Source organism: Candidatus Babeliales bacterium, assembly GCA_019749895.1.
GTDB lineage: Bacteria > Babelota > Babeliae > Babelales > RVW-14 > AaIE-18.
In genome coordinates, this window is sequence record JAIEPG010000001.1 from 127,734 (window position 1) to 153,817 (window position 26,084).

Sequence of the window (26,084 nt, forward strand, 5' to 3'; positions counted from 1 at the left end):
TTTTTATTTATTATCTTCTTCTTCTTCTTCTTCAGACCACTCATCGTCATCGTCAGAATCGCTTTCTGGTTCTGGGGTTGCTGGAGGTTTTGGTAATTGTTTTTCTTCTTCTTCCCAATCTTTGATATCGTCTTCGTCGTCTTCTTCTTCTGAGGTATCGTCAAGAAGACGTTTTAGTTTTTGTTCTGTAGCTCCTACTTCTTGTTTTGGACGGGGAACTTTTTTTAGTTTGCTTTGCGATTCGCTTGTGATGTCTCGCAAGAATGTTATTGTTTTTGGCATAGCGATTCTTTTTTTACCAAAATCATCTTCTAGATGGTTTTGCAATTGAAGGCCAATACAAAGCGCTCTCATTATCTTTTTTTCTTCTTCGTCAAATTCTATTTGATTTTTTCTTACTCGAGTATTGAGTGTTTTTGCGATGCGTTCTCTTATCAAGAATTTGTTGTCTTCAATTGTTTCACTTGTGATTTTTCTTTTTGTGCCACTTGTTACCGTTGATTGATTCCTTGTCGGATCAATGAGTAAAAGTTTAAATAATTGATTATTTTTTTGCCAAATATTTGCAAGGTAAAGAAGTTCTTCTTTGTTCAATAATCTACGATCATCTTGTTTTAGACCTATGAACGTGGTCAGTTTTGAAAGCTCTTGTGCCTTTGCTCGGTCTACATTGAGCGCTTGAGCTTTGGCATTGAATCTTTCTTGGAAAAGAGGGTAGATCTGCTCAGTGCCGTTTATGTCTTTAAATTCTTGGTTAAAGGCGTCTATTGATGCTTGATCTGCTTCGAGTATAAAAAGGTCTAACCCGAGATAGACCATGGCTGTCATAAATTTATCGGCTGGGTCAGTAAGAATGGGCTCAAATTTTTTTGCAAAATTTTGAGCGCTTAAAAATCTGTCTAAAAACTTTTTCCATGCCTGCTTTATGATGGCAATTTTTGTAGCATCGTCCGAGATGTTTTTTAGCTTTGTGGTGAAATGATAGACAAATTGTTTTAGGTCATTTTTTTTGGTGATTTTATTTAAGGAATCCATGAGTAGCCCGACTATTTCTTGTTCAATATCTTCTGGGTCTACTGATGGTAAAACTATTGCTGATTGTGTGGCACGGAGTGTTTTTCCGCTTCTAATAGCTGCGAGATGCTGTGTTGTTTGTGGCGTAGCGCGTTTTGCCGGCCCGCCTGTGGTACGCAGAGATCTTCCTGTCTGAAGTGCCGCTAAAAGGTCTGGTGAGCTTAATGTGCTCTTGCCTGTTGAGCTGCTTGCAAATTGCAGTCGTGGAGTGAGCGGTGGTGGGGTTCCGGTACTTGGTGGGGTTGAAGGTGGTAGTGTTAATGGCGTGATAGGTTCATGTTTTATGCTTGCCAGGCGTTTCTGCAGTTCTGTCATAAGATCTGCTTTTGGTTGTGAGGTAGTGGAAGGGCTAGATGCTTTTTTTGTTGTGGTAAGTTTTGGTGAGGGAGAAGTGATGATTGGTAGTGGCGGCGCTACTGGCGGCGGTGGTATTGGTAGTGATGTTGCTATTGGCACTGCCAATGAGCCAAGCGCTTGCCCCAGCTGGGCCAATTTACTTTTCAAAGCCTGCAGCCCACTTGCAAGATCATCAAGTTCAGTTGCTTGCAGTGAATGTGGTAACAATAATAAAAATGCACACACAGCATAACGCTTGTTCATAGTTCAAACTCCTGCTTTGGGTTCAAAAAAAACTATGATAAGCGTTGCGCTTTGCGTGCGTTTTTGTAAAGAATTTTTAGAATTTGTTAGGCAGCAGCAGCCGCTAACGATTCTTTGTTCAATGAGTAGCTAATTTTTTCTTCAGCGATTTTTTCTTGCACCGCCCGCGTAATAATTTCTGGCGTGAGCACTTTGTCTGGTGTGCGAGCAACGTGGTACTGAATATCTACAAAAATTTGTTTAATATCGCGGCCTGCAAAGCCTTCAAGTTGCTGGGCAGTATCGTGCAAAAACTGTTCTGTTATTAAGCTTGAAATAGTAGCTGTCTTAGTTTGGGTAGCAAATTTATTTAAATAAATTTTTACCATTTCTGTGCGTTCTTTAATTCCTGGCAGAGGGATATTAATTTTTTTGTGCATGCGTTTGTACACCGCTGTGTCCAAATTGTCTGGATTGTTGGTTGCTAAAACAAACATACATTTTTCAGCCAAGCCCCCCGTGCGTGCCAAAAAAGTGCTGACTACTTTGGTGCCATGCTGATCTTGTGAGCTGCGCTTGTGCAAGAATGCGTCTGCTTCGTCAACAAAAATAATAAGCCCGTTTGGCGCCTGGTCGGCCCAGTCAAAGAGCTTATTGAGTTCAACAATATCTTGCCCCTGGTCAAATTGTGCAAAATTGCCGCCGGGAATAAAGAGATAGTCCATGTTGGCGTACTGTGCGAGTTTTTCGGCAAACAGGGTTTTACCCGTGCCTGGCGGGCCGTAGAGCAAGAGGTTACGGAAGGGCAGCTTACTTTCTGGGATTTTTTTTGTATCTTGTGCAAATTCATGCAATTGTTTTTTAAGATCGTCACTCAAAACAACATCGTCAAATATTTGTTCTTTGGTTTCTGTTAATCCAAAAAATGTTTTGAAACGATCGAATAGCGTAACATGAAAGCTGTTGGTAGCAAGCGCAGGGCGACCGAGTTTTGCTTGCGCATAGTTGTAGGTCAATTTGCCGCCGTAATAAACAACGCTCAAAAGTACGCACGTGCCAACGGTAAATATACCAGCGCGTGTGAGCGTTTCGGGTTGTGTTGCAAACTCAGAAATAAAGCGTAAGCGCTCCAGCGCACCTTCATTTTCAACCGCTTTATTGGCAGCAGTAATAGCAATTTGTGTTTTGCGATCGTGTTCTTTTTGGTACACGTCCATAGCTGTTTGCCAGCCAGTAGTAATAATTTTTTCAACATTGTCGCCGGTTTTTTCACTGCGGCGGTCCAAGTTTTTTAATTCTTTGCGACATGACTTTATTTGGTCGTCAATGCTTTTGCTTGCCTGTTCGTACGCGGCGCTTCCCATCTGGCCACGGTCGCGTTTAACGCCGATTTCTTGGCGTTGCGTTTCTAGTGCATTAATTTTTCTTTCAAGTTCTGAGCGCTTAAAGCGCGTTGCTTCGGCAATTACTTGGGCTGATTTGGTAACGGCGGTAGCAACGTCGTTGGCGTTGAGCGTAAAGCCGCCAATGTTAATACCCAGCTGTGGGCCCGCGGCCCAGGTAGTATTTGATAAAAAAAGTACTAAGCACAATAAACTATTTTTGTTCATAAATTTTTTCATAATGTTCTCACGAGTTAGCTGCTATGGCAGGTTGGTCAATGTCTTGGGTTGCCTGCTGATACATGTTATAAGCCCCTTTTATCAGTGTGTACCAGCCTGGTAGCGATGTAATAATGGAACTGTAAAGATTCCATTCGGCCATTTTTTTGTTACGCAGGGCAAACCAGGTGCGAAATGAAAAGTGCAGGCCGGTGCGCACAAATGATGCCATGGTTGTTTCAATAATTGCCCGCTGTTCTTGTGCTGTTGCGGGTAGTTGCTGGTAGGCAGCAACGAGCTTGTTAATGCTTTGATAATTTTTTTGTACGTATTGATTCCAAACCGGAACTAAGACCATGTTGTTAAACCAGGCAATAAATAAGAGCTGAAAAGCCAACGCTTTAGTCATCTCAAATGTTGCAGACTGAAAAAACTCTGGTATCAGGCCGCAGCGTTTAAAGAGGCTGTTGGCAATTTCAATAAGATTTGTTTGCGCTGAATTAAAGGGCAAGAACATAACAATGTGTTCTTCAACTAACGAAAAAATAGGGATGGGGTTTTGGAGTGGTTCGCTTTTTTTTAAGAATGAAAATGTGGTATCGTTGCCCAGTAGGCCGTTGCGCAGTGCCAAAGCAAGCTGGCTTCCTACAAAATGCATGCCAATCAGCTTGGCAAGTACAGGTTGCTTAAATGTGTTGTACGAAAAATGTAAGCGATTGGTAATGTTGGAGATGAAAACTTCGGGTTGTGCGGGCAAGCTTTGTTGTTGCACAAAAAAATTAGTAAGTGCATTGACACACTGCGTTTCAAGCGTTCGATACAAATACCAGTCTAGGCCAACGTGTGCGGCGGTAAATGTTGCTTTGATAATATCTTTATTATAAACGCCCAGTTGCAAAGGGATGCCGTTGCGTGAAAAGGGCAGGGAAACTTCAAACAATAATGTATTGTTAAATTCTTGCTGGCGGTCGATTTGACGTTGTTCGGTAGTGAGAACGTGGTTGATAAATTCGTCGCTGGTGTAGCGAGCGGTTTTGTCTTCAATCTCTTGAATAAAAGCATCGAGCGATGCATCGTCTTGATAAAAAGCAAGGTCGGCCTGAGTGCCACGCGTTGTACGTGTGTGTGAGCAAAAGCCCGAGGCACTCATGATGTGCAATGCAAAGATGCTAATAACGGCCGACCTTATATTTGTAAACACTTACCCACCCAAAATAATTTATTTACAATCAGAATCTTATCGATGTTTGGACCATGATATCAGCAAAAAAATATATTACAATACTTTTCGCACTGAGAATCAATTAAAAAATAAGAGGACTGAAAAATTGCTCTTTTCTTGCACACGTTGGCAATCTTTTGTATAAATTTTCTTTGTCTTGAGTTCACGGTGAAATCTATAACAATGGTCTTGTTTTTGCGGCCATAACGAGTTAAAGTCGTAGTGTTGTATTTGGTTTTTTATCGCAAGGAATGTTACATGCTTGGTTTTATCAAAGATAAAATAAAAAAAGTTTACGCAGGGTTTACCAAAAAAATTTCATCACTCTTTTTGCGCAATCAGCTTGATGAGGAGTTTTTTACTGAATTGAGTAATTTGTTGTTGGTTGCTGATGTTGGTGTAAAAACAACAGAGCGCTTAATTGTGCAGCTTAAAGAACAGGTTTCAAATAAAACGATCGAAAATAGTGATCAACTGCGCGAGCAGCTTGAGCAGATGCTGCAAACGATTTTAGAAAAGCCAAGCCGGCAGGCGGCAACGCAGCCTATTATTTTGATGGTGGGCATTAATGGCAGTGGTAAAACGACCTTTGTGGGCAAGTTTGCAAGTCGTTTAAAAAAGCAAGGCAAAAAAGTTTTGCTTATTGCGGGCGACACATTCCGTGCTGCAGCAACGCAGCAACTGGCCGAGTGGGCAACGCGCGCAGAGGTAGAAGTTTTTATTGGTCGTGAAAATCAAGATCCAGCATCGGTTATTTTTGACGGTTGTACTCGTTTTAGCCAGGGCGGTTTTGATCATGTGATTATTGATACAGCTGGTCGCTTGCAAACAAAAACTAACTTAATGCGCGAGCTTGAAAAAATGAGAAAGATTATCGACCGTCAGCTGCCAGGGTTGCCGGTTGCAACGTGGTTGACGGTTGACGCCATGCTGGGGCAAAATTCATTGCGCCAGGCAGAAGTGTTTCATGAAGCAACCAGTTTAGATGGTGTTGTGGTTACCAAACTTGATGGGACCGGCAAGGGTGGGATTGTCTTTTCGATTATTGATCAGTTTAATGTGCCTATTATGTTTGTTGCGTTTGGTGAAGGTATTGAAGATATTAGTGAGTTTAATGCGCGTGACTACGTGCATGACTTGCTGCATGAGTAAAAAAAAAGAAGGAGAAGAAGATGATGAAGAGCGTGGTGAGTGCTGTGTTGTTAACGTTTTCTATGTGTTCGCATGTTTCGGCAAAAGATAGTATTATGCCTAGCTTGCGCCGTGTTCGCGACAAAGTTGAAGAAGCGTTACGGCATCCGGTACAATCGTTTAGAGATATTTTAAAAAATTCAACGGTTGACGAACATGGCAAGCAAGTGATTACGTCTGGTGTGGTAACGGCCAGTGGCATTCAACCACTGCAGGGTGCTGATGCGCGCTTGCACGTGGCTATGGGTAAGTATCGCATGGTGTACTGGGCCAACAATAAAGATTTTTTTAACCGGTTAAAAAATAGTGCTGCGCAGTCTCGCGCACAGGCGTTGGATCTTTTAGAAGATTGTTTGACCAGAAAATTTGCTGAAGAAAGGGCGCCGCTCATTTCGTTTGCGGCACAACTTAAAGAAGAAGAAACTATCTTGGACCAATGCGTGACCGAGCTCTTTGCACTGGCAACGTACAAAAATAAAGATGAGCAACCATCACAAGCTTTTTATCAACAAGCGCAAAGCTGCCTGCAAGAAGCTGCCGACCTTAAAACTCACTTGGCAGATTTGATTGGCTTGGTAGAAAAGCTATTACTGGAAAATTAAATGCACAATGTTCCTGTTCAACAGATTATTGCAAAACTAAACCAGCTTCTTGTTGCGGGGGGGCTAGAGCCTCACGATGCGCAGCAAGAGGCTTGGTGGCTGCTTGAAAAATTAGTTAATCAACCGCAAGCGCATCTTATTGCCCAGGGCAGCGTTGGCTGGGACAATAAGCGCGAAGAGCGTATTGCGGGTTGGATTTACCAGCGTACGCATGATAAAAAACCATTACAATATATTTTGGGCTCGGTGCCGTTTGCCGATCTTGAAATTCTTGTTGAGCCGCCAATTCTGATTCCGCGGCCAGAAACCGAAGAGATTGTAGTGTGGCTAATTGATGTGATGCGGGCCAGCGGGCGTGCTGATTGGCGTATTTTAGATTTGTGTACCGGTTCTGGCTGCATAGCGCTTGGCTTGGCTGCAGCGTTTGCTAATGCGCAGGTGATTGGTATTGACAAAAACCCTCATGCGGTTGATTTGGCCAAGCGGAATGCGCGTCACAACAAGCTTGAGCATGTTTTGTTTATTGAATCTGATTTGTTTGAAAATTTAGATCCAACACTTCGTTTTGATATAATTATTAGCAACCCGCCGTACATTTCCAACGAATCGTACCAACAGCTGAGCACAGAAGTGGTGGCGTGGGAAGACAAGCAAGCGCTGGTTGCTGCGCGCCATGGCATGGCATTGTATGAGCGCATTGTTGCGCAAGCACCGGCTTTTTTGGCAAAACAAGAAACTAATACCGTGCCGCAGCTGGTGTTTGAGATTGGCAAAGATCAAGACAGTATTGAAGAGGTTATTCAACATGGTGGCTTTAAGGACGTGACGGTGTATCATGATCTGCGCGGCTTGCGTCGCTGGGTAACTGCTATTTTCTAGTCATTTTTTTTTACCAATAATAAGTTTGTTTAAAACTAAGGATAATTTGTGGAAGAAAAACCAAAACGTTCGCTTTCGACTATTTTAAAAAATATTTTCTTTGGCTTGTTGATTATCAACTTTGTGCCGATAGTTTTTTATTCACTCAAAGATACCTTTTCAAGCGTGGTATTTCCCAAAGCGCATGTTGCGTACATGAAGTTGGGAGAGATTAACGATTCTACGTTTTATGCAAAAAAATTGCGCAGTGTTCAAAAAGATTCCGATATCAAAGCGCTGCTTATTAAAGTTGAATCGCCCGGCGGTATTTCGGGTTCTGGCGAAGCGCTGTTTAATGAAATCAAAAAATTCAAAGCAAAAAAGCCAGTGATTGCTTTTGTTGAAAATGTGTGTGCTTCTGCTGGGTACTACGCCGTGTGCAGTGCCGACAAAATTATTGCCAACGCGGCATCGTTGGTGGGCAGCATTGGTACGTTGATGCAAGTTCCCAATGTTAAAGGTTTGGCAGATGCGTGTCATGTTAAGGTTGCGTATATCAATGGTGGTAAATTTAAAGTCGCCGGCAACCCCGTGCGCGATTTGACCGACGAAGAGCAACAACATTTGCAAGATCTTACGCTGCAATCGTACCAACTATTTGTTAACGATGTAGCGCGTGAACGTAACCTTGATAGCAATAAAGCAAGTGAGTGGGCCGATGGCAAAATTTTTGTTGGCAGCAAAGCGCTTGAGCTGGGGCTGATTGACCAAATTGGTTCGTACAGTGATGCGCTTGATGAAGTTAAAAAGACGCTGGGGCTTGGCGAAGACGACGAAATTACCTTTGTGCAGCTCAAGAAAAAACAAAACCCGGTGATGGAGTTGTTGGCTGGGGACCAAGATTTTGCTGGCTTGGGCTCTTCGAGCTGGTCTAAAAAAGTGGGCATGTTTTTAAGCAACGTTTGGTCAACCTTTACCGGTGCTCAAACACGGGCTGGCGTGGCATTACGGGCCTAAAAGGCCGTTTTTTCGATTAGGCAAAAAAGCCCCAAAAGCACTATTTTTAGCATGTAAACTCTTATATTTGTATAAAAAGAGGCGTTTTCTAGCAGGATTAGACGCCTCTTTTTTATTTTGTTACAATTAGAAATATAAAGCCTAGGGGCTTGAATCTAGGAGGTTTCTAATTTTCTTATTGTCCGGGGGTTATTATGAAAAAATTTATGAATAAATGTATCGCATTATTTCTTGGGCTTATGGTTATGCCTCATGCGCTGAGTGCAACAACGGTTCAGTTGGTAACTATGATGAGTCCTGATGGGCAACGTGTGCATATCTTTTTTGATTGTCATGGTTATGATCCTCATCTCGCTACATTTGATAAATTTAGCCACTTGGTAAAAAATATTTGTGCCGGCGACCTAGAAATCGACTTGCTTACTGAAGGTTGTAAGCATAAAGATAGTTTGGTTCTGCCGCACGACGAACCACTTTCGTTAGATGCATTGCAGGCAGATGACCAATTAATTTTGTTGAATATGTTTAGTTTTTTAAAATCAAATGAAGACCATCCAGCTCTTGCACATGTTACAACTAAAAATGTTACACCTGTTTCATATTCTTTGCATGGTAAATTGGTTCGGGCTTCCAGATATTTGGAAAGAGCAATTACCCACTGGTTAGATTTGCTTAATTCAGAATGTGCACCAGATTTGACCGATGAAGACCGAGCTGTGTTAAGTCAGCAAACTAAGCATCATATTGAGCAAGCAGTTGTGCAAAAAGTGAAAATTCCCGTAAGAATGATTTTGGCTGATTATTCAGATGCCGAAATGTTGAGCTCTGTTTCTTTAAATTCATTGCTTGCGACAGTTAATCAAGATTTTGGTGTTACGCGCGCAATGCTTCAGGCTGGTGTGCCGCGACGTGTAGCAGAGGTGTTTTACGATAGAATTCAGAATACGCACTGCCAGATAAAAATGTGGTTCGAAAAATTAATTGATGCAGGGTTTTCTGAGCAAGAGGCAAAAGATACTCCCTTGTTAACATTGTACATGCGTGCCCTTGGCGATGAATGCTCAATGCAAGAACGACCAAAGACTGACGCGATTGAAAATGTGATTGGCGATATTAACAATCAGTTTGGTCATATTTTGGAAATGAATGCTTTTTGCCATATTTTTTCTGAGCAAAGTGCTCAGACTGTTGCCGTTTTTGCGGGCGGGTTTCACGCACAAACATTAGTTTTTTTCTTGCAGCAAGCTGGTTATAAAAAAGATTTAGATTTTACGATTAATGATAAGCCGTATGGTGTTTTGGTTGGCGAGTGTCAAAGTGGCCAAGCAATCTCAATGCCCAAAGAGCTATACAATTGTTTGAGTACCGACGTGGCAGAGTTAGCAAAAATAGGTATTGAATATGTTGAAGAAGATGTTGTGCCTGAAGCAGAAGTTGCTGGTGCGGCAAGTTCTAGTTCTTCGAGTTCTAGCTCCTCAAGTTCAATAACAGGCGCTCGTACAAGTACAAAGCAGCAACAACCGCCACGACGCTCGGCGCGCTTGGCGGAAAAAACAAAGCGTCAGCGAAGAAGATAAATAAGTTCGGAGGTTATAATGAAAAAATGTATAAAGAAATTCGTAGCGTTGCTTATTGGTCTAGTTCTTGCAACGCACATGCATGGTGCGGCGACATCTGATGGAGCTGTAGATAGTCGTCTTTTGGAGGAATACAATTCTGTTGCAGACGCGGTAAATAACGATGCTAGGAGATGTTGGGATTTCTCTGGAGGAGTTTCTATCGCGGTTTGTGAAGAAAATGCGCCAACTATTTATGGCATAGTTAAGAAGTATGCAGAAAGATATGCCATACCCATGCCAGCGATTTTCTTGGCACATAGGGATTTAAAACGGATTGCTGATGGTGCTGAGGTAGAAGGATTAACGCCACGTCGCTCTTCTGTGCTAATTGGTCCGGATCTTCTACGTCACTGTAGCCTTGATGATTTTGAAGCGGTTATTGCGCATGAACTTGCTCACATAAAGTGTCGACATAAGTTAAAGATGTATGGCATGTATGCTGTGTTTCTTCCATTTGCCTATATTCTCTGTAATTTTTTTGTATCGTTGATATACATGGTGATGCCAATTGATCCGTCTGATGATCAAACGAACCCATTGCTTTATTCTGTTAGCGCTAATTTTCTGTCGTTTTATTTTGTGCATCTTGTAATGGACTGTATTAGGAATTGCCAAATGAGGTATTCTGAGAAAGAGGCAGATCTTAAGGCTTTGTCTGTTCTTGAAAAGCCAGAATGTTTAGTAAAATTTTTCAACAAAGAGTTAGCAAGAACTGTTGATGAAAGATTTGAAGCAAGTATTGGTGGTTTATGGAAAATCTTGGATAAATGTTTTCGTTCGCATCCAGAATTTCAAGAACGTATCGACTATTGTGGGCAGGCGTTAGAAGACCGTTCGGAGTAGGTTCTGAGTGAGTTCGCGTAGCTAACCAAAAAAATTAAAGCCTCAAAAAATCTACATCGTGAAAAGAGAGAACTAATTTCTCGTTTCCGACCTTCAAGCATAAAGTTCCGTTTGGGAGCAGGTGATGGGCAATGCCCGTGATTGTGCTCCCATCTTTTTTGTGTACCGTAATTGTTTTGCCAAGATAGCTTTGTGCTGCAACCCACGTTGCAAAAATGTGGTCATAAGCGCGAGAGTACCAGGCTTGGTACCAAGAATCTAAGCTTGTTAAGATTGTTTCTTGCAGAGCGGGCCCTTCGACAGGCTCAGGGCAGGCGGGATTAGAGTTTTGTACGCATAAACTTGTTGCAAGTTCTGCTAACTCATGTGTTGGCTCAAACGTGTTATTAACATTTAATCCAAAAGCAAAAATAATGCCGCGTAATGTGTTACTGTCCCATACCAGCTCCATGAGCATGCCGCCAACTTTTTTCTGATTAATTACAAAGTCGTTGGGCCATTTGAGTGTAACGCCATACTGAGTGATTGCCTGATAAATGCCGCACGCAAGTGCCATAGAAAGTTTGGTAAGATCATCTTCGTTTGGTGCAAAACTTGGTTTGAGAACAAAAGTCAAAGCGAGTTGGCCAGGCGCCCAGTGCCACACTCTGCCTTGCCGGCCGCGTGCGCGCGTCAGCTCGTGCGCAATAAAAACTGCACCGTCTTGTGCTGTGTCCAGATACTCTTTGGCCCACGCAAGTGTGTTGTCTGATGATTCTTTATAAAAAAAATCAGAGCCAATTTTTTTAATCATGTTTTATTTTGATTATGAAACGCGTTGTTTAATAGTGCGTTCTGTCTCGCGTTTGATATCGCGTTCTTTAAGTGACTGTTTTTTGTCGCGTGCTTTTTTATGTTTGGCAACGCCAATTTCAAGCTTTACCAGCCCGCGATTGTTTAAGTACATTTTGATGGGAATGAGTGTCATGCCTTTGCGCGAAACTTCACCAATCAAGCGGTTGATCTCTTTTTTGTTGAGCAGCAGTACGCGTGAGCGGCGGGTAAAATCACCACTACTTTTATCAAATGCGTGCGAATATTTGCCAATGTAGCAGTTGGTTAAAACAATGCCGTTGCCGTGAACGGTTGCAAATGCGTCGACCAATGAAACGTTGCCAGCGCGAGCTGATTTAACTTCATCGCCAATCAAAACAATACCGGCTTCAAAGGTATCGTTAATTTCATAATCGAAGAATGCTTTTTTATTGCGTGCTAATTCTTTCATGGTCGTTGTTTTACCAGTAACTTTTTAAAAATCATCAGCAAGATTGGGTAGCTGAGGAATGCCGAACTAATACCAAGAATATTGCCACCCACCAGGAATGACACTATACATATGTTACCAGATCCAAAGATTTTTTCCAAAGGGATATGCCAAGAAGGGCTAAACCCGCCAATGTGGTGTACTAGCCAATAGCCAAAGGCATAATCAAGAGAAAAGAAGGGGATCATGGTCCAGGGGTTATTAATGGACGTTACCAAGAAAAGTAAGGGAAAATTGAGGGTTAAGAGCCACTGAGCAATCAGCATCATGATGGTGTGGGCTCCAGGAAAGGGTGAAAAAGCGATATAAAAGCCCAGCGCGCACGACAAGGCAAGCGTGTGGGGCGAGTGGCCCGACATCAGCGCTTTATTAAAAATATTCTTTATTTTTTTTTTTATGTTCACAATTATTTCCTGGTGTGGGGTAGTAAGAACATTTGGGTACAATTTACGGGGGAAAAGTCACTATTCGCTTTAGAACCTTGCACAATGGTAGGTCCCTTTGTATGCTTTAAGCAAAGCAGACTTACCGAATTATTGCAAGATTTTATCTCCGATTAAAGGGTCTATAATTATGAAAAAATTTTTTTGTTTAGTAACGATACTTGTGGTCGGTGCCGCCCTTGCCGCCGAAGAACATGTTGTTATTAGATCGATGGCCGATCTTGAAAAGTTTCGTGCTGCTCACTTGAGACCTGCTGCTTCTCAGCCAACTCCTGAGCCTGCCGCTCAGCCAGCACCTGCTGAAGTTGTGGTGCCCGTTGCCCAAGGTGCTAAAATTATGGGTTGTGTGCGCGTTGACGGTCAAGAGGAAGTGGTACCGCAATTTCGTGTTTACTTTGATGGTATGGCAACCATGAGCAACCGCGATGGCTTCTTTTCATTCCCGCTAGAAAACAGTGCAGAATTTAGTAACTACTCGTTAGTGCTTTCTAAAAATGTTGAACAGCGTTTTGTAAATACCAACACGCTCAAAAGTTTATGTGTGCGTAAAGATAAGCCGTATCGCCAATTTTCGTTTACGCGCACTGGTACCAGCGACGGTGTGTGGAATTGGGAAGAAACGTATTTGCCACACAATGAGCGTTCGGTTGGTCGTAACACCATCATAGTGCTGGTTGATCCAAAATTTGTCGATTACTTGGAGCCATGGGAAGTGCGGCTTGAAGGAAATTTGGTAAAATTGCCGCGTATTGTTTTAAAGAAAAAGAAAAAAGAAAAATTGCCCCGTGCTGCTGCTAAGTCTTTGTTGTACTCGCTTGATTCAACTATTTTTCACGAGCCGGTGCAAGAGGCAACAAAAAGGATGGCAAAAGGTAAAGGGCAGATTTCGCTTGCGCCATAGATAACGAAAGTCAATGAATTATGAAAAAAAGTAGCGTAAAAATGACGAAATCAAAAGGTGTTAAACCACCGGCACAGCACTATCTTCAAGTTTTGCTTGAGATAAAAAATCACGTAGAGCAATCTGCCGTTAAGGCTGCAACTGTGCTGAATGGGGCTATTAACGAACGCAACTGGGAAATAGGAAAGACCATTGTTACTAAGCAGAGCGCAAATAAATGGGGTTCGAATTTTGTAGATATGGTAGCTAAAGATTTACAAAATATGTACCCAGGAAATAAGGGTTTTTCGGTGGCGAATGTCTATCGAATGAAGGCTTTTTATGAGGCATATGAAAAAATTCGCGCAGCTGCGCGAAAATTAAGCGAGTTACCTATTTTTGCATTGCCCTGGTTTCATAACGTTATATTATTGCAAAAGATAAAAAGTAATGAAGAGCGTCTCTGGTACGCTCAACAGTCGCTTGAAAACGGTTGGAGCAGGGCTATACTTGAGTCATCAATTAAGTCCAATCTTTACAAGAGGCAAGGTAAGGCTATAACGAATTTTACCAAGACTTTGCCAGCGCTTAATTCTGAAATGGCTCAAGAATCGTTTAAAGATCCTTACGTTTTTGATTTTTTAACCTTGCACGATGAACATGTTGAGTATGACTTAGAACACGGTTTGATTACTAATGTTCAAAAGCTTTTACTTGAAATGGGCAAGGGGTTTGCGTTGGTTGGTAGGCAATATCATTTAGAAGTTAGTAATAAAGATTACTACATAGATCTTTTGTTTTATCATTTTAAGTTGCGATGTTTTGTTGTTGTTGAGCTTAAAGCCCGTGAGTTTGACCCACGTGATGCTGGGCAAATAAATTTTTATCTTTCTGCTGTTGATGACTTAGTTCGTAGTCCTCAAGATGGTCCAACCATTGGCCTTTTATTATGCAAAACAAAGGATAATTTTACGGCAGAATATGCTTTGCGCAATATTGTTTCTCCAATCGGGGTAGCTGAATATGAAACAGAAATTATGAAAAAGTTGCCAAGAAAACTCAAGGGTAGCTTGCCATCAATAGAAGAAATTGAAGCGGAATTTGAAAAGCAGGATGCTGTTGCCAAGAAGGAAAGCAAGGCGGTTATGAAGTCAAAAAAAGTGAAAACAAGCAAGAAGTAGCATAATTTTTCTTACCAAGTTTACAAAATTCGCACAGCTGCGCGAATTTTGTAAATTATCAAAAAATGGTTGTAAGTTCAGGTTATTTCTTACTTTTTTCCAAAATCTCTATCGCTTTATCAACAACCGAACCATGAATTCCTTGATTACGTAAAATATCAAGTGCAACGTGCTGTTCAGAAATGCCGCGTTCAAGTTTGTATGGATAATAAATTTGTCCACCGCGCACATGCTCTACCGAAACATGATAGTTGCTAAACGTTTTTGTGTGCTGCTCAAGTTCGGTCAGCAAGGGAAAGTGCGTAGCAATTAAACACATACTTTGGTCATAGCCCGCCAAGTGCTGGGCAACGCTGTACGCAGCAGCCGTACCTTCAACCGGCGAAGTGCCATGGAAAATTTCGTCAAATACGGTAAAGCTAAAGTGGCCTGGTTTTAAATGTTCAATACCATCCACCAGCTGTTGTGTGCGAATAGCTTCAGTTTTAAATAACGAGTTACCTGCGCCAATGTCGTCGGTGATATTCAGATACGTTGAGATCATGCTAAACGGCGTGAGCGTAAATGATTGTGCGGGTACAATGCCAACGCTTTGTGCCATAACTACGGCAATGCTGAGTGCTTTGAGTGTGCTCGATTTTCCGCCGGCATTGGGGCCTGTTAAAATAACGTTGGCACGGTTGCCAGGGGTTCCCAGCGTGATTGAATTTGGCACTACATTTTCAGGGTCAATTAATGGATGCCAAAAGTCTTGCGCATCAACCAAAGGTGCATCTGCCTGGGCATAGTTGGCAAAGCAGTACGGTGTGTTGGTGTTCCGATTTTCTTCAACAAGCGTTGCCAGAGAAATATACGCATCAAGTTTGCCAACGGCGCGAACCATGTCTTGTAACTCTTGCAAAACTTCGCCAATTAAACGATAAGCAAGTAAAAATACGCCCTTGTGTGAAGTCATTGAATTAAATAAGCTTGGTTTTTGTTCAAACGTTTCAGATTCAAGCAAGTCGAAAAGCTGTTGTAATTTTTCTGATGCGCCAATTTTTTCGTCAAAAAAAGTTGTGATTGGTGTAAGTTCTTTAAAGATTGTAAGCGTTGGTATTTGTTGCATAACATTATAAAATTGGCGTGTTGCTTTTAAGTATGTTGCCACATGATCGGCAAATGTGTGTACGCATTGCTCAAGTAAAAAGCAGTCACTTGCCCAATCAAAACTTTCTTTAGTTTTGCCAGCGCACAAAACCGCGCCAATTAATGCCAACACACCGCGCAGTTGAGAATTTTCTTTGTCCCACAAATAGCGCCAAATAAAACTTTTTCGGTTGCGATATTGCTCGGCCCACGACTTTACGTGTTCAGGAGATTTGTCAGAATTTGCCAATTGCAAAACGCCATAAATAGTCAGCGCTAGCGTTGTTAAGCCGGTGATGACGGTGTCTGAAATGCGTGCACCATGATTGGTTAGGCTGAGCGAGAGGAGTGCTAAATCACTTTCATTAAGTGTCTCTAATTTAATTTCTTCAAATCCAGGAATAGAAAAATAGCAGCGATTGAGTGTGTTTTTAAAATGATCACGCTCCCAGAAAGAGAGTAAAATTGCCTCTGGTGTTTTTAAATCAGTCAGCGATTTTTTTAACTGCTCGCGCAATTCTTTTTTTTCAATCAATGTTTGAATAATTTCTTGACGGCCTTGAAGTTTAGGAATGTTGGTGGTTGCTTTTGCCAACATGCTAAACAACGAACATTTACCAACTTCGGTGCCGGTGCGGTCTATGCTGGCACCAACATATTTGTTGCGGTCACTTTTGCCACAAAACAAATTGAGGTCTTGCCAGGTTTGGTCGTTATCCAGCGCATACTGCTTGTCTTCATGCACGGTTTCAGTTTTTTGTAAAAAATCAAAGGTGCGGCGGCGTAGGTACGAGGCTTTGGGGTTGAGGCGGTGGTGTGTATATTGTTCAAGATATTCGCGCATGGTGTTTGCTTCCCAGCCGGTATCTTCCCACATAAAAGAACCCATATTAATTTCTTGGATTCGCTGGGCAAAGGTTTGTTTGGTTTCTTGTTCTTGTTCAGATTCTTCTTCTTCTGCAGGCGTCGTGTTAACAAAAGTAAGAGGGAAGGTACCCAGGAAAATAGCAAGACTAATGAGTTTTAGCTGCTTGTTCATTATAATTACTCTCTGAAAAAAGATTAATAATTTACGCGTAGGCAGCTTAGTTTATTTAATTTTTTTTGTAAACGGCAAAGAGCGGAGGTGAACAAGAGATTTAACGATTATGCACGTCAAGGTGCAGATCGGAAAACAAGCCTTGCTCGTGTTTATAGCCCCCAACAAAGGCAATCATGCCGCCGTTGTCGGTACAAAATTTGGGCGGTGGTGAAAAGAATGAGAGTTTTCTTCGTTCGCAAAAGGTGGTAAGCCGCTGCGTGATATATTTGTTGCACGCAACGCCGCCACCAAACGTAACTGCTTTAAGGCCGGGGTGTTGTTGCAAGGCAATTTTAATATTTTTTTCAAAAATATCAGCAATACACACCAAAAGAGAACTAGAAACTTGTCGTTGTAGTTCTGGCGTAATTTTTTCTTTGATTGGTCCGGTTTGCAAGTTGTAGGCACCTTGCTTTACCAAGTTATAAAGAATTGCTGTCTTTAAGCCAGAAAAGCTAAACATCAATTCGCTGTTTTTATTTTTGGTGCGTGGGTAGTCAAAGAAATCTACAAAGTTTGCCTCACGCGCAAGCTTTTCAATAATCGGTCCGCCTGGGTAGCCAAGGTTGAGCAAATGAGAAATTTTATCAAATGCTTCACCAGCAGCATCGTCCAGTGTATTACACAACTGTTCGTAGTCACCAAAGCCTTTAACAAGATACAACGCAGTATGTCCGCCAGATGCTGTTATAGTTAAGTGAGGAAATGGTATTGTCTGCTCAACAGTATTGTCTGGTTTTAAGAAGGTTGAAAAGACGTGGCCTTCAAGATGGTTTATGCCAATAATTTTTTTGTTAGCTGCCCACGCCAAGCCTTTTGCAAAGCAGATGCCCACCAGTAATGAGCCGGCAAGGCCTGGTGTGTTGGTAACGGCGATGGTATCGATATCGTTTACCGTAACGCCTGCTTGTTCAAGCGCTTCGGCAACAATAATATCAATACGTTCAAGTTGCGAGCGTGATGCAATTTCTGGTACTACGCCGCCATATTTTTCGTGATATTGAATTTGAGAAAAGAGCGTGTTTGAAAGAATTTTTTGGGCAGCTGTATCAAATACAGCTGCACCAGTTTCATCACACGATGTTTCTATTCCTAAGATGAGTGCCATAGTTTTTGTTATAAAATTATGATGAAGATGATTCGTTAGGGCGCTTTTTCTTAAGCATCATTTCCCAGAACTCATCATTCGTTTTTGTTTTACGCATTTTATCGATCAAGAATTCCATACCTTCAATGGTATTCATTGAGGTAATGAACTTTTGAAGAACCCACATATTCTTAACTTGTTCTTCACCAAGCATGAGCTCTTCACGACGTGTACCAGACATTTGAATATCGAATGCTGGGTATACACGCTTGTTAGAAAGCTTACGAGTCAGGTGAATTTCCATGTTACCGGTACCCTTGAACTCTTCAAAAATAACTTCGTCCATGCGGGAGCCGGTTTCAACCAACGCGGTTGCAAGAATGGTTAATGAACCACCTTCTTCAACGTTACGCGCAGCACCAAAGAAGCGCTTTGGACGTTGCAGGGCGTTGGCATCAATACCACCAGTCAACACTTTTCCAGACGATGGTGCCATGGTGTTGTAGGCACGTGCAAGACGCGTGAGCGAGTCGAGCAAGATTACCACGTCGTGGCCGCACTCAACCAAGCGCTTAGATTTTTCAAGTACAATTTCTGCTACTTGAATGTGGCGGGTGGCGTACTCGTCAAAGGTTGAGCTTACAACTTCAGCATCAACAGAACGTTCCATGTCGGTTACTTCTTCGGGACGCTCGTCAATCAGCAAAATGGTCATTTTAACTTCTGGATTATTTTGCTTGATCACGTTGGCAATTTCTTTTAACAATGCCGTTTTACCGGTACGCGGTGGTGCAACAATAATACCACGTTGACCTTTTCCGATTGGTACTAATAAATCCATGATGCGGGTGGCAATTGATGAAGTATTTTCAGATAAATTAAATTTGGTGTTAGGAAAGAGTGGTGTCAAGTTTTCAAACATCGTTTTAGTTGCAGAAGATGCCGGTGATTGATAGTTGACTGACTCAATGCGTTGCAACGCAAAATATTTTTCGCCATCTTTTGGTTTGCGAATGCTTCCTTTAATCACATCGCCGGTGCGCAGGCTAAAACGTTTTATGTGGATTGGTGAAACATAAATATCGTCTGGGCCTGGGACGTAGTTAAATTTTGGTGAACGCAAAAAACCAAAGCCATCTGGAAGGCGTTCCAAAATACCTTCGCCAAAAATGTCTATTTTTTTATCAGATTGAGATTCAAGAATTTTGAATATAATTTCTTGTTTTTTCAGCGAGCTAATGTCGGGCAAACCAATGTCGTTTGCGTAGGCAATAAGACTGGTAATACCCATGCTTTTCAATTCTTGAACGTTGATTGATTTTCTTGGTTCGCCGCCATTTTCGTTATTGTTTGGTGTTTCAATCAGGTCATCAAGATCTGAAAAGTGTGGCATTTGTTGGTGTTGATTTTCTTTTTTATTTTTGAAGTTGCGATGTTGGTTATTATTGTTGTTGTTATTGTTGCTTCCTGGCCGAGAAGGTCTTTTGCGATTGTTTTGATTATTCTGGTGGTTGTTTTTTTGATAGTTTTGTTGGCCAGACTGTTGTTGTTGTTGTTGTTGCTGAGGCGCTTGTTGGTGAGTATACGCTAACTCTTTTTGCTCAAGTTGCGCTATTTCAAAGTCTTGTTGAACATTGGTTGGAATATCGGTTTGAACATCGTTTTTCAAATCGGCAGCAGTGTTGTCTGGAACGGTAGGAGTTTTAGGTTTCGTATTATTGGTAGACATTGGGCCATCGCTTTTCTTATTTTTATTGTTAACCATGTTCTATCTTGATTTCCTTGCAAAAAACAACCAACTAAAATCGGTAGATTTAACTAAAAAGGTGAATAATGTGAGCATATGTTTACATGCATATGAATGATGTGTAGCACAATGTTGAGACATGATGCTACACATACTATAAAACTTTTAATCTATTTATATCAAATAATCGTAAATCTACGAAATTGAAACCTAATCGAAAGATCTTTTTTTGCTTACAAGCTTATAATGTGCTGGAAGCTGAGTCAGTAGTTTTTGGTTGCTTTTTAAGCATATACATAATGGCTGTTGCTACGTAAATTGAGGAATAGGTTCCTACAACCACACCCACGCCCATTACCATTGAGAGCCCACGAAGTGTGTCCCCGCCTAAAATTATAATAGCAAGGATCGACAAAAATGTCGAAACGCTTGTCAAAATTGTTCTCTTAAGCGTTTGGTTAATACTTAAGTTAATAATATCATACTCTGAAAGCCCGCTCATTTTTTTCAAATTGTCGCGTACGCGGCTAAAAATTACAATGGTATCGTTGAGAGAGTATCCCAACACTGCCAATACTGCTGCCAAAATGTGTACAGAGATCTGTTCGCCGGTGAGCAAAATAAATACTAACATCATTAATACGTCGTGCAACAAAGCGATTGTTGCACCTGCTGCGTAACGAAATTGCGAACGAACAGCAATATAAAAAAGCAGCAAGATTAGTGACAAGAAGACCGCCACAAACGAATTCCACTTGATATCTCTACCAACTTCTGGTCCTACCTGCTCAATACCGCTAATTTCAACAGGATTGTCGGGAAAGCTTTGTTGAAGCAACGCTTTAAATGAATCTTCAAGGTTTTCTGCCAAGGTATCCATGTGAAGCGTGATCAAAAAAGATTTACCGTCAGATCCAAGTTCTTGAATTTCAGCGCCCGAAGTAGTATCGCCGCCCAGAGCTTGACGCATAGCGCCAATTTCTAACGGTTTTTGAAAAGAGACACGTATTTCAGCGCCGCCGGTAAAGTCAATGTGATAGGAAAATCCGCCTCGTACTACGTATGCTACCAAGCCGGTAACGAGTAAAAGAACAGAAAATGCCAAACCAGCAAATCGGTATTTCAAAAAATCAAAACGATATTTTACCAAACCTGATGAAACTTGCATTACTTCCCCATCACAAATAAAATATTAAAGAATTGACTATATGCTTGAGTCCACATACATAGTGCAGAAACGAATGTTTAATTGGTTACTTTGCAGTAATAACTGAAACAAACTTTCTACCTTTAAAGCCAATGTGAAACTTCACAGAACCATCCGCAATAGCGAAAAGCGTGTCGTCTTTGCCGCGCATAACGTTTTTACCTGGATGAATTTTTGTTCCGCGTTGACGGACAAGAATGTTACCTGAAAGAATGATTTGGCCGTCGAAACGCTTACAACCTAAACGTTTACTTATACTATCGCGGCCATTCTGCGTAGAGCCACCACTTTTACTCGTTGCCATGCTATAATCCTCGTTTTGTGATACTTAAACAACACAAGATATCGTTATCAATCAAAGATTTGTGATTTACAGATGTCTTCAATTAAGACGTGATATCTTATTTTGCTTCCTTTTTTTTCAAAAGTCAAAGGTTATTTGGTTATTTGACCCCAATTTTGGCCCGTTTTTACGCTTACGTCAAGGGGTATTTTCCAGTCGGTTACTTCTTGCATAATTGCCAAAACCATGCTTTTTGCCTCAGAAAGCTCATGTTCTGGTACCTCAAGTACCAATTCGTCGTGAATTTGTAAAATAAGACAAGAAGCCATCTTTTTTGCCGTAAAAGCTTGGTCTAGTTTGATCATGGCAATCTTCATAATATCAGCTGCTGTGCCCTGGACGGCTGTATTAACGGCAATCCGTCGGCCCAATTCGTACCGTATTTTGTTCTTTTCGGCCAGCTCAGGCACATAGCGGCGCTTGCCCCACCACGTTTCAACATAGCCCGTTTCAAGCGTTTTTTCAATTACGCTCTCCATCCAGGTCTTAACCTTTGGGTATTGAGCAAAGTAGGTTTCTATATACTTTTTGGCTTCTGTTGCCGAAATTTCTAACTCTTGAGATAGACCGTAGGCGCTCTTGCCATAAATAATACTAAAGTTGATTTTTTTGCCAATTTGGCGCTGCTCGTTGGTAACCTGGTCAGGAGCTACCTCAAACAGCTGGGCGGCCGTTTGCGTGTGAATATCACGGCCTTGCTTAAATGCCTCAATCAAGTTTTCGTCCTCGCTTAAGTGTGCCAACACGCGTAGCTCAATTTGCGAATAGTCGGCCGCTATAAAGCTATGTCCGGCAGGGGCTACAAAGGCTGAACGTATTTTAAAGCCATAATCTGAGGAGGCGGGGATATTTTGCAAGTTGGGGTTGTTGCTGGAAAGTCTACCTGTTGCTGCCATGGTTTGGCTGTATGATGTGTGTACGCGATGCGTTGTGGGGTTGATAGTCAGCGGTAGTGGGTCCAGGTAGGTATTTTTTAACTTGGCAAGTTCGCGATGACGCAAAATAAGCCCTGGGATGGGGTGAATTTTGCTGAGCTTTTCAAGAACTTCGTGGTCGGTAGATTTGCTGCCGCCTTTGTTTTTTTTGACACTTGGCAGACCGAGTGTTTCAAACAACAGTGTTTCAATTTGTTTTGGCGAGTTGAGATTGATTGGTGCCTCGCTGCCAATACTCATTTGATGACCGTCGTGATAAATGGCCGAAAATAGTTTTTCTTCAAGGTGTGCCAACTCTTTTTCAACTTCTTTGCCGGTTGTGCGCAACATGTCAGCGTTGAGCACAATACCCTTGTATTCCATTTTTGTTAGCACGTGATACAGCGGCATTTCGATTTCGTCAAAAATTTTTCTTAGCACCGGTTCTTGTGCCAGTTGCTTTTCAAAGATTTCTTTAAGTTTAAGCGTTTGCAAGGCATCGTGCGCGCCGTATTCTGCGCCGTTTTCGATAGGAACCTGATTAAAGCTTTTATACTCTTTGCCCATAACTTCTTTAAATTTGCGCATGGGCTCGTTGAGATAAAAGAGCGAAAGATTTTTGAGATTAATTTTTTGCCAAGCGTCTCTGAGCAGGTTGGCAGCAATTAACGTGTCAAATGTAGTGCCGCGTGGTGTGATACCGTTGTTCAAAAACACAAGTTCATCAAATTTCGTGTTGTGCAAATATTTTTCTATTCTTTCTGATTCCAGCAGCGGCTTGATCAGCGCCAAGCATTGGTCAACGGGAATTTGTGGATAAGTTTCGTTGTGCGGATGGCGCAGCGGAATGTAGTAAGCCCGTGCATGGTCGTAGGCAAACGAAATACCCACCAACACGTCTTGTAGCGGATTGCTGCCGCTTGTTTCAGTATCTAGCCCGCAGTAGCCAGTTTTTTCAATTTTTGCCAAGAGGGTTTTTAGCTGCTCAACGGTTGAAACAATAACACACTCCCACGTTTGGGCAGCACTGTCAAACATGCTTTGTTGTGCTTCTACGGTTTTTTTTGAGCTTTTTTTTTCTGGACTTGCTGTGTTGGGGTCTTTGAGAAATGCTCTAAAGTTGAGCTCTTCAAAAAAATCGCGCGCATTGTCCCAATGTTGTTTGTCAAAAGCCAGGTCTTTTTTGGTTAAACCGGTTTTTGTGTAGTGTGGTAAAAACAGCTTGAGCGAGAGCAGGGCGTTATCTTTTTGTTCGCTCAACAGTGTTTGCGTGCGCTTCTTTTCTACTTTATCAAGATTGTTATACAAAGCTTCAAGCGAATCAAAGCCTTTTACCAGATCTTCTGCTGTCTTTTTGCCAACTCCTGCCACGCCGGGAATATTGTCTGACGTGTCGCCGGTTAGTGCATAAAAAAATGGAATCTTTTCCGGTCCAAAACCGTGCTCGGTAATAAAATCTTCTTTTGAAACGAGCTTGTTTTTAAACGTGTCCAAAATGAGCACATGATCGTTTGCCAAAAGTTGGTACATATCTTTGTCGGCGCAGACAATTACAATTTGTTCGTCCGGATGCTCTTTGACTAGTGACGCAATTAAGTCGTCGGCTTCAAAGCTGTCTTTAGAGACGTTGCACATGTTGATCAGTTCAATAAATTTAACAATATCTTCTTTTTGTTCAAAAAGATCGCTTGGTGCTGCTTGACGGGTTGCTTTGTACTCGGCATAAACTTCTTCACGCGTTGCCGTAGAGCTTTTGCTGTCCCATGCTACTACGATCTTTTTGGGGTCGAAATCTTTGATAAGCTTGCTGATGGTGCGGCAAAAAGCAAATGTTGCATGGGTTGGTTTACCCAGCGGTGTGTGCAGTGGGGGTAGGGCGTAATACGAGCGGTACAGGAAATAAGAACCGTCAATGATAAAGAGCGCATCTTTTTTTATAGCAGATAGATCCACGTGTTACCTTTCAAACAAACAGTGTTTGTTTACTGTAGCACTATTTTTTCATTTTTGAAAAAGGTATCTCACCCAGGCTCTTGTTTTTTTTAAATTCTTGCTCATAGTAATCCAAAGGGTGATGGAAAGAGGAGTTTATTAATGAAGATAATTATACGAGCCTTGTGCGTGGTGCTAGTTGCCTGGTTGCCTGCTGCCCACGCGGCAAATCTGACCGGTACATCAAGTATTGTGTATCAAAATGCGCATTATGTTTTCCGTAATTTGAATAATGCTACCGGTTATGTGCGTCTCAATAATGGTTTTACCATTTTGGCAGGACAAACTGCTGCACTAGACACGTTTATAACTGTTTCTGGCGCCATCGACCTACGTACGACTGGTTCGTTAGACTTACGTAGTGATGTTTATTTAGCTTCAAATATTACTTTTTCTACCGGTGGGGTAATCAATGGCCGCACCAATGCTATTCATTTGGGTGACGATGTTTCATTGCCTTCTGATTCTGTTTTTCGGTTTATATCAAATACCATTATTGATGGTAACAATCAAAATGCGCTGATCTTTCAGCCTCATGCACAGCTTTTGTTAGAATCTAGAGTGAGTTTGACTCTCAAAAATATGACGATTAGGACGACAAGAAACAGTCCACATATTCCCATTATTAATTGCTTTGATCAAAGAGGCCATGTGACGCTTGATAATGTGACGCTTGAGTTGGCTGATGATTTTCCGTTTAGAGCTGGACGTCTGTTCTTTCGAAACGATGTTCGATTTACCGGTACTTCGTGTTTTACGTATCAGTCGTGCATGGAAAGCTCTATTATGTCTCGGTCGTCATTGATGTTTGATCCAGGAATGACGTTTTATTATTATCCAAGTTCTGATAGAAAAGATTTAATTCAGCTGACTGATAAAAGTTCGAGCATTGTGCTCAAAGGTTCAGGAACTACGTTGCAAAGCACCAATACGGGACTGCGCTTAACAAAGGGAAGATTATTTCTTGATAACAAAGTAACGCTGAGTACTCGAGCAAATACCGTTCCGAATGGTTTTGTGCAAGTTGCAACAGCTAGTTATGGAACGCAAGTAGATACGGTTGATTGGAGTCCAAATGGGAGATACTTGGCTGTTGGTGGTGTTGGGCCAACAAATACGCTAGAATTTCAAATTTATCGTTTTGATGGTTCAGCACTTACGTACGTTACTGGTGATAATTGGGCTGGCGGAGGCGCAGAGGTGTATTGTGTTCGTTGGCATCCAAATGGTCGTTTGATTGCCGTGAGTGGCGATGCTACCAATGATGTAAGAATTTATACCTTTGACGGAACAAATTTGACAACCTTGCGCGTCATTGATGTTACAGCTACAGGCAGAGTTCCTTGTGTTGCCTGGAATCCTGCAGGAAATATTCTTGCTCTTGGAGTGCGCAATGATACGGCGCTTAATGAGCTGCGGCTTTATGCCTTTAACGGGGGTTCTTTAAGCTTATTGCAATCGCAAGATTGGGGAGCTGCTGCTGGATCTTTTGTTAACGATATTGCGTGGCATCCAGGGGGTGGTCATTTTTTTGCTGTTGGTTCGCAGCAAGTTGATTTAGCAGAGCAGCGTTTGTATAGTTTTAATGGTGCATCGTTTACAGAACTTGCTTCGCTAGATTTTGGCAATTCGGGCGTATCAACTGAATTTTCTCCTGATGGATCATACATTGCGTTGACGCAGGTAAATGCCGCAGCAACTGCTTATATTCTTCATATTCACCGCTTTAATGGAACTTCTTTTACATCGTTAGTTACCATAAATAATGGAGGAAGTTTTGTTGCTCGCTGGAGTCCCGATGGTATGCATTTAATTGCTGGGGGAACAACTTCTGCAGGTGGCACTGAAATAAAATTATATCGCTTTACTCGCCCGAGTACCTTAACAGTAGTGGCTGGTTATGATTATGGAACAGCGGTGAATGGTGTTGCTTGGAGTAAAGATGGTAAGTACGTTGCAATTGGTGGCAATGGTCCTTCTGGTGGACACGATGAAATAGAAGTTTACTCAGTTGCTTATCGTTTCGACACGTCCACGCAACCACTTTCTAATGGCATTGTGTTAGGAAACGCAGCTTCTGGTGCAACGTTTGATTTGGACACAGCCATTTTTGGTGGCTCTCGCGTTGAGCTTTATGGTCGCTTGCTCTACGATTCATTTTCGTAAAATTAC

At 41.9% G+C, this 26,084-nt stretch carries 21 protein-coding genes; 9 read left to right on the top strand and 12 right to left on the bottom strand.

Features of this window, described 5'->3' with window-relative positions; all coding sequences use genetic code 11:
• Positions 1 to 3 precede the first annotated feature (3 nt).
• The 3 genes from K2W90_00620 to K2W90_00630 all read right to left on the bottom strand — a co-directional run bounded on the left by K2W90_00620 (position 4) and on the right by K2W90_00630 (position 4,455).
• Positions 4 to 1,674, bottom strand: coding sequence for a hypothetical protein (locus tag K2W90_00620; GenBank protein MBY0352850.1), 1,671 nt, complete (start codon positions 1,672 to 1,674; stop codon positions 4 to 6).
• Between the two features lie 86 nt (positions 1,675 to 1,760).
• Positions 1,761 to 3,275 carry an AAA family ATPase gene (locus K2W90_00625; protein ID MBY0352851.1) on the bottom strand — a complete coding sequence of 505 codons (1,515 nt, stop codon included), beginning with the start codon at positions 3,273 to 3,275 and terminating at the stop codon, positions 1,761 to 1,763.
• Positions 3,276 to 3,282: 7 nt separating this feature from the next.
• Positions 3,283 to 4,455 carry a hypothetical protein gene (locus K2W90_00630; GenBank protein MBY0352852.1) on the bottom strand — a complete coding sequence of 391 codons (1,173 nt, stop codon included), beginning with the start codon at positions 4,453 to 4,455 and terminating at the stop codon, positions 3,283 to 3,285.
• A 279-nt stretch (positions 4,456 to 4,734) separates the two neighbouring features.
• Here K2W90_00630 and ftsY point away from each other — a divergent pair, with 279 nt between their 5' ends.
• From ftsY to K2W90_00660, 6 genes are all read left to right on the top strand, one after another.
• Positions 4,735 to 5,628, top strand: coding sequence for a signal recognition particle-docking protein FtsY (gene ftsY, locus K2W90_00635; GenBank protein ID MBY0352853.1), 894 nt, complete (start codon positions 4,735 to 4,737; stop codon positions 5,626 to 5,628).
• Between the two features lie 20 nt (positions 5,629 to 5,648).
• On the top strand, positions 5,649 to 6,269 hold the full coding sequence (locus K2W90_00640) for a hypothetical protein (GenBank protein MBY0352854.1): 621 nt from the start codon (positions 5,649 to 5,651) through the stop codon (positions 6,267 to 6,269).
• Positions 6,270 to 7,148, top strand: a complete 879-nt coding sequence (gene prmC / locus K2W90_00645) for a peptide chain release factor N(5)-glutamine methyltransferase (GenBank protein ID MBY0352855.1) — start codon at positions 6,270 to 6,272, stop codon at positions 7,146 to 7,148.
• Positions 7,149 to 7,196: 48 nt separating this feature from the next.
• Positions 7,197 to 8,144 (top strand): signal peptide peptidase SppA, encoded by a 948-nt coding sequence (sppA, locus tag K2W90_00650; protein MBY0352856.1) that lies wholly within the window; start codon positions 7,197 to 7,199, stop codon positions 8,142 to 8,144.
• Positions 8,145 to 8,338: 194 nt separating this feature from the next.
• On the top strand, positions 8,339 to 9,721 hold the full coding sequence (locus K2W90_00655; GenBank protein ID MBY0352857.1) for a hypothetical protein: 1,383 nt from the start codon (positions 8,339 to 8,341) through the stop codon (positions 9,719 to 9,721).
• An 18-nt stretch (positions 9,722 to 9,739) separates the two neighbouring features.
• Positions 9,740 to 10,606 (top strand): M48 family metalloprotease, encoded by an 867-nt coding sequence (locus K2W90_00660; protein MBY0352858.1) that lies wholly within the window; start codon positions 9,740 to 9,742, stop codon positions 10,604 to 10,606.
• A gap of 34 nt (positions 10,607 to 10,640) precedes the next feature.
• Here the strand turns inward: K2W90_00660 and K2W90_00665 are convergent, their stop codons facing one another.
• From K2W90_00665 to K2W90_00675, 3 genes are read right to left on the bottom strand one after another with little or no spacing between them, the layout of a single operon-like run.
• On the bottom strand, positions 10,641 to 11,399 hold the full coding sequence (locus K2W90_00665) for a biotin--[acetyl-CoA-carboxylase] ligase (GenBank protein ID MBY0352859.1): 759 nt from the start codon (positions 11,397 to 11,399) through the stop codon (positions 10,641 to 10,643).
• 12 nt (positions 11,400 to 11,411) lie between these two features.
• Positions 11,412 to 11,870, bottom strand: coding sequence for an SsrA-binding protein SmpB (gene smpB, locus K2W90_00670; GenBank protein ID MBY0352860.1), 459 nt, complete (start codon positions 11,868 to 11,870; stop codon positions 11,412 to 11,414).
• A complete protein-coding gene (locus K2W90_00675) occupies positions 11,867 to 12,313 on the bottom strand; it encodes a DUF2062 domain-containing protein (GenBank protein ID MBY0352861.1) in 447 nt (148 codons plus the stop codon). The genes smpB and K2W90_00675 overlap by 4 nt, the downstream gene beginning before the upstream one ends.
• Positions 12,314 to 12,482: 169 nt before the next feature.
• On the opposite strand from K2W90_00675, the gene K2W90_00680 reads away from it, so the two are divergent.
• Entirely contained in the window at positions 12,483 to 13,253 is a 771-nt protein-coding gene (locus K2W90_00680) for a hypothetical protein (GenBank protein ID MBY0352862.1), read from the top strand.
• Positions 13,254 to 13,294: 41 nt separating this feature from the next.
• The gene (locus K2W90_00685; protein ID MBY0352863.1) at positions 13,295 to 14,413 is read left to right on the top strand and encodes a PDDEXK nuclease domain-containing protein; all 1,119 of its coding nucleotides are present in this window, start codon (positions 13,295 to 13,297) and stop codon (positions 14,411 to 14,413) included.
• 82 nt (positions 14,414 to 14,495) lie between these two features.
• Here the strand turns inward: K2W90_00685 and K2W90_00690 are convergent, their stop codons facing one another.
• From K2W90_00690 to polA, 6 genes are all read right to left on the bottom strand, one after another.
• A complete protein-coding gene (locus tag K2W90_00690) occupies positions 14,496 to 16,580 on the bottom strand; it encodes a hypothetical protein (protein MBY0352864.1) in 2,085 nt (694 codons plus the stop codon).
• Positions 16,581 to 16,680: 100 nt separating this feature from the next.
• Positions 16,681 to 17,730 (bottom strand): tRNA (adenosine(37)-N6)-threonylcarbamoyltransferase complex transferase subunit TsaD, encoded by a 1,050-nt coding sequence (gene tsaD, locus K2W90_00695; GenBank protein ID MBY0352865.1) that lies wholly within the window; start codon positions 17,728 to 17,730, stop codon positions 16,681 to 16,683.
• Between the two features lie 16 nt (positions 17,731 to 17,746).
• Positions 17,747 to 19,024 (bottom strand): transcription termination factor Rho, encoded by a 1,278-nt coding sequence (gene rho, locus K2W90_00700; protein ID MBY0352866.1) that lies wholly within the window; start codon positions 19,022 to 19,024, stop codon positions 17,747 to 17,749.
• A gap of 673 nt (positions 19,025 to 19,697) precedes the next feature.
• Entirely contained in the window at positions 19,698 to 20,624 is a 927-nt protein-coding gene (gene secF / locus K2W90_00705) for a protein translocase subunit SecF (GenBank protein MBY0352867.1), read from the bottom strand.
• 85 nt (positions 20,625 to 20,709) lie between these two features.
• Positions 20,710 to 20,967 (bottom strand): 50S ribosomal protein L27, encoded by a 258-nt coding sequence (rpmA, locus tag K2W90_00710; protein MBY0352868.1) that lies wholly within the window; start codon positions 20,965 to 20,967, stop codon positions 20,710 to 20,712.
• A gap of 131 nt (positions 20,968 to 21,098) precedes the next feature.
• Complete coding sequence (gene polA / locus K2W90_00715) at positions 21,099 to 23,873, bottom strand: DNA polymerase I (GenBank protein ID MBY0352869.1); 2,775 nt, start codon at positions 23,871 to 23,873, stop codon at positions 21,099 to 21,101.
• Positions 23,874 to 24,014: 141 nt separating this feature from the next.
• On the opposite strand from polA, the gene K2W90_00720 reads away from it, so the two are divergent.
• The gene (locus tag K2W90_00720; GenBank protein MBY0352870.1) at positions 24,015 to 26,078 is read left to right on the top strand and encodes a hypothetical protein; all 2,064 of its coding nucleotides are present in this window, start codon (positions 24,015 to 24,017) and stop codon (positions 26,076 to 26,078) included.
• Positions 26,079 to 26,084 lie beyond the last annotated feature (6 nt).

Bases quoted from the DNA above. Each gene is read 5' to 3' on its own strand.
- K2W90_00620 (MBY0352850.1), bottom strand. From the start codon at position 1,674: ATGAACAAGCGTTATGCTGTGTGTGCATTTTTATTATTGTTACCACAT.
- K2W90_00625 (MBY0352851.1), bottom strand. From the start codon at position 3,275: ATGAAAAAATTTATGAACAAAAATAGTTTATTGTGCTTAGTACTTTTT.
- ftsY (MBY0352853.1), top strand. From the start codon at position 4,735: ATGCTTGGTTTTATCAAAGATAAAATAAAAAAAGTTTACGCAGGGTTT.
- K2W90_00640 (MBY0352854.1), top strand. From the start codon at position 5,649: ATGATGAAGAGCGTGGTGAGTGCTGTGTTGTTAACGTTTTCTATGTGT.
- prmC (MBY0352855.1), top strand. From the start codon at position 6,270: ATGCACAATGTTCCTGTTCAACAGATTATTGCAAAACTAAACCAGCTT.
- K2W90_00655 (MBY0352857.1), top strand. From the start codon at position 8,339: ATGAAAAAATTTATGAATAAATGTATCGCATTATTTCTTGGGCTTATG.
- K2W90_00660 (MBY0352858.1), top strand. From the start codon at position 9,740: ATGAAAAAATGTATAAAGAAATTCGTAGCGTTGCTTATTGGTCTAGTT.
- K2W90_00665 (MBY0352859.1), bottom strand. From the start codon at position 11,399: ATGATTAAAAAAATTGGCTCTGATTTTTTTTATAAAGAATCATCAGAC.
- smpB (MBY0352860.1), bottom strand. From the start codon at position 11,870: ATGAAAGAATTAGCACGCAATAAAAAAGCATTCTTCGATTATGAAATT.
- K2W90_00680 (MBY0352862.1), top strand. From the start codon at position 12,483: ATGAAAAAATTTTTTTGTTTAGTAACGATACTTGTGGTCGGTGCCGCC.
- K2W90_00685 (MBY0352863.1), top strand. From the start codon at position 13,295: ATGACGAAATCAAAAGGTGTTAAACCACCGGCACAGCACTATCTTCAA.
- K2W90_00690 (MBY0352864.1), bottom strand. From the start codon at position 16,580: ATGAACAAGCAGCTAAAACTCATTAGTCTTGCTATTTTCCTGGGTACC.
- tsaD (MBY0352865.1), bottom strand. From the start codon at position 17,730: ATGGCACTCATCTTAGGAATAGAAACATCGTGTGATGAAACTGGTGCA.
- secF (MBY0352867.1), bottom strand. From the start codon at position 20,624: ATGCAAGTTTCATCAGGTTTGGTAAAATATCGTTTTGATTTTTTGAAA.
- rpmA (MBY0352868.1), bottom strand. From the start codon at position 20,967: ATGGCAACGAGTAAAAGTGGTGGCTCTACGCAGAATGGCCGCGATAGT.
- K2W90_00720 (MBY0352870.1), top strand. From the start codon at position 24,015: ATGAAGATAATTATACGAGCCTTGTGCGTGGTGCTAGTTGCCTGGTTG.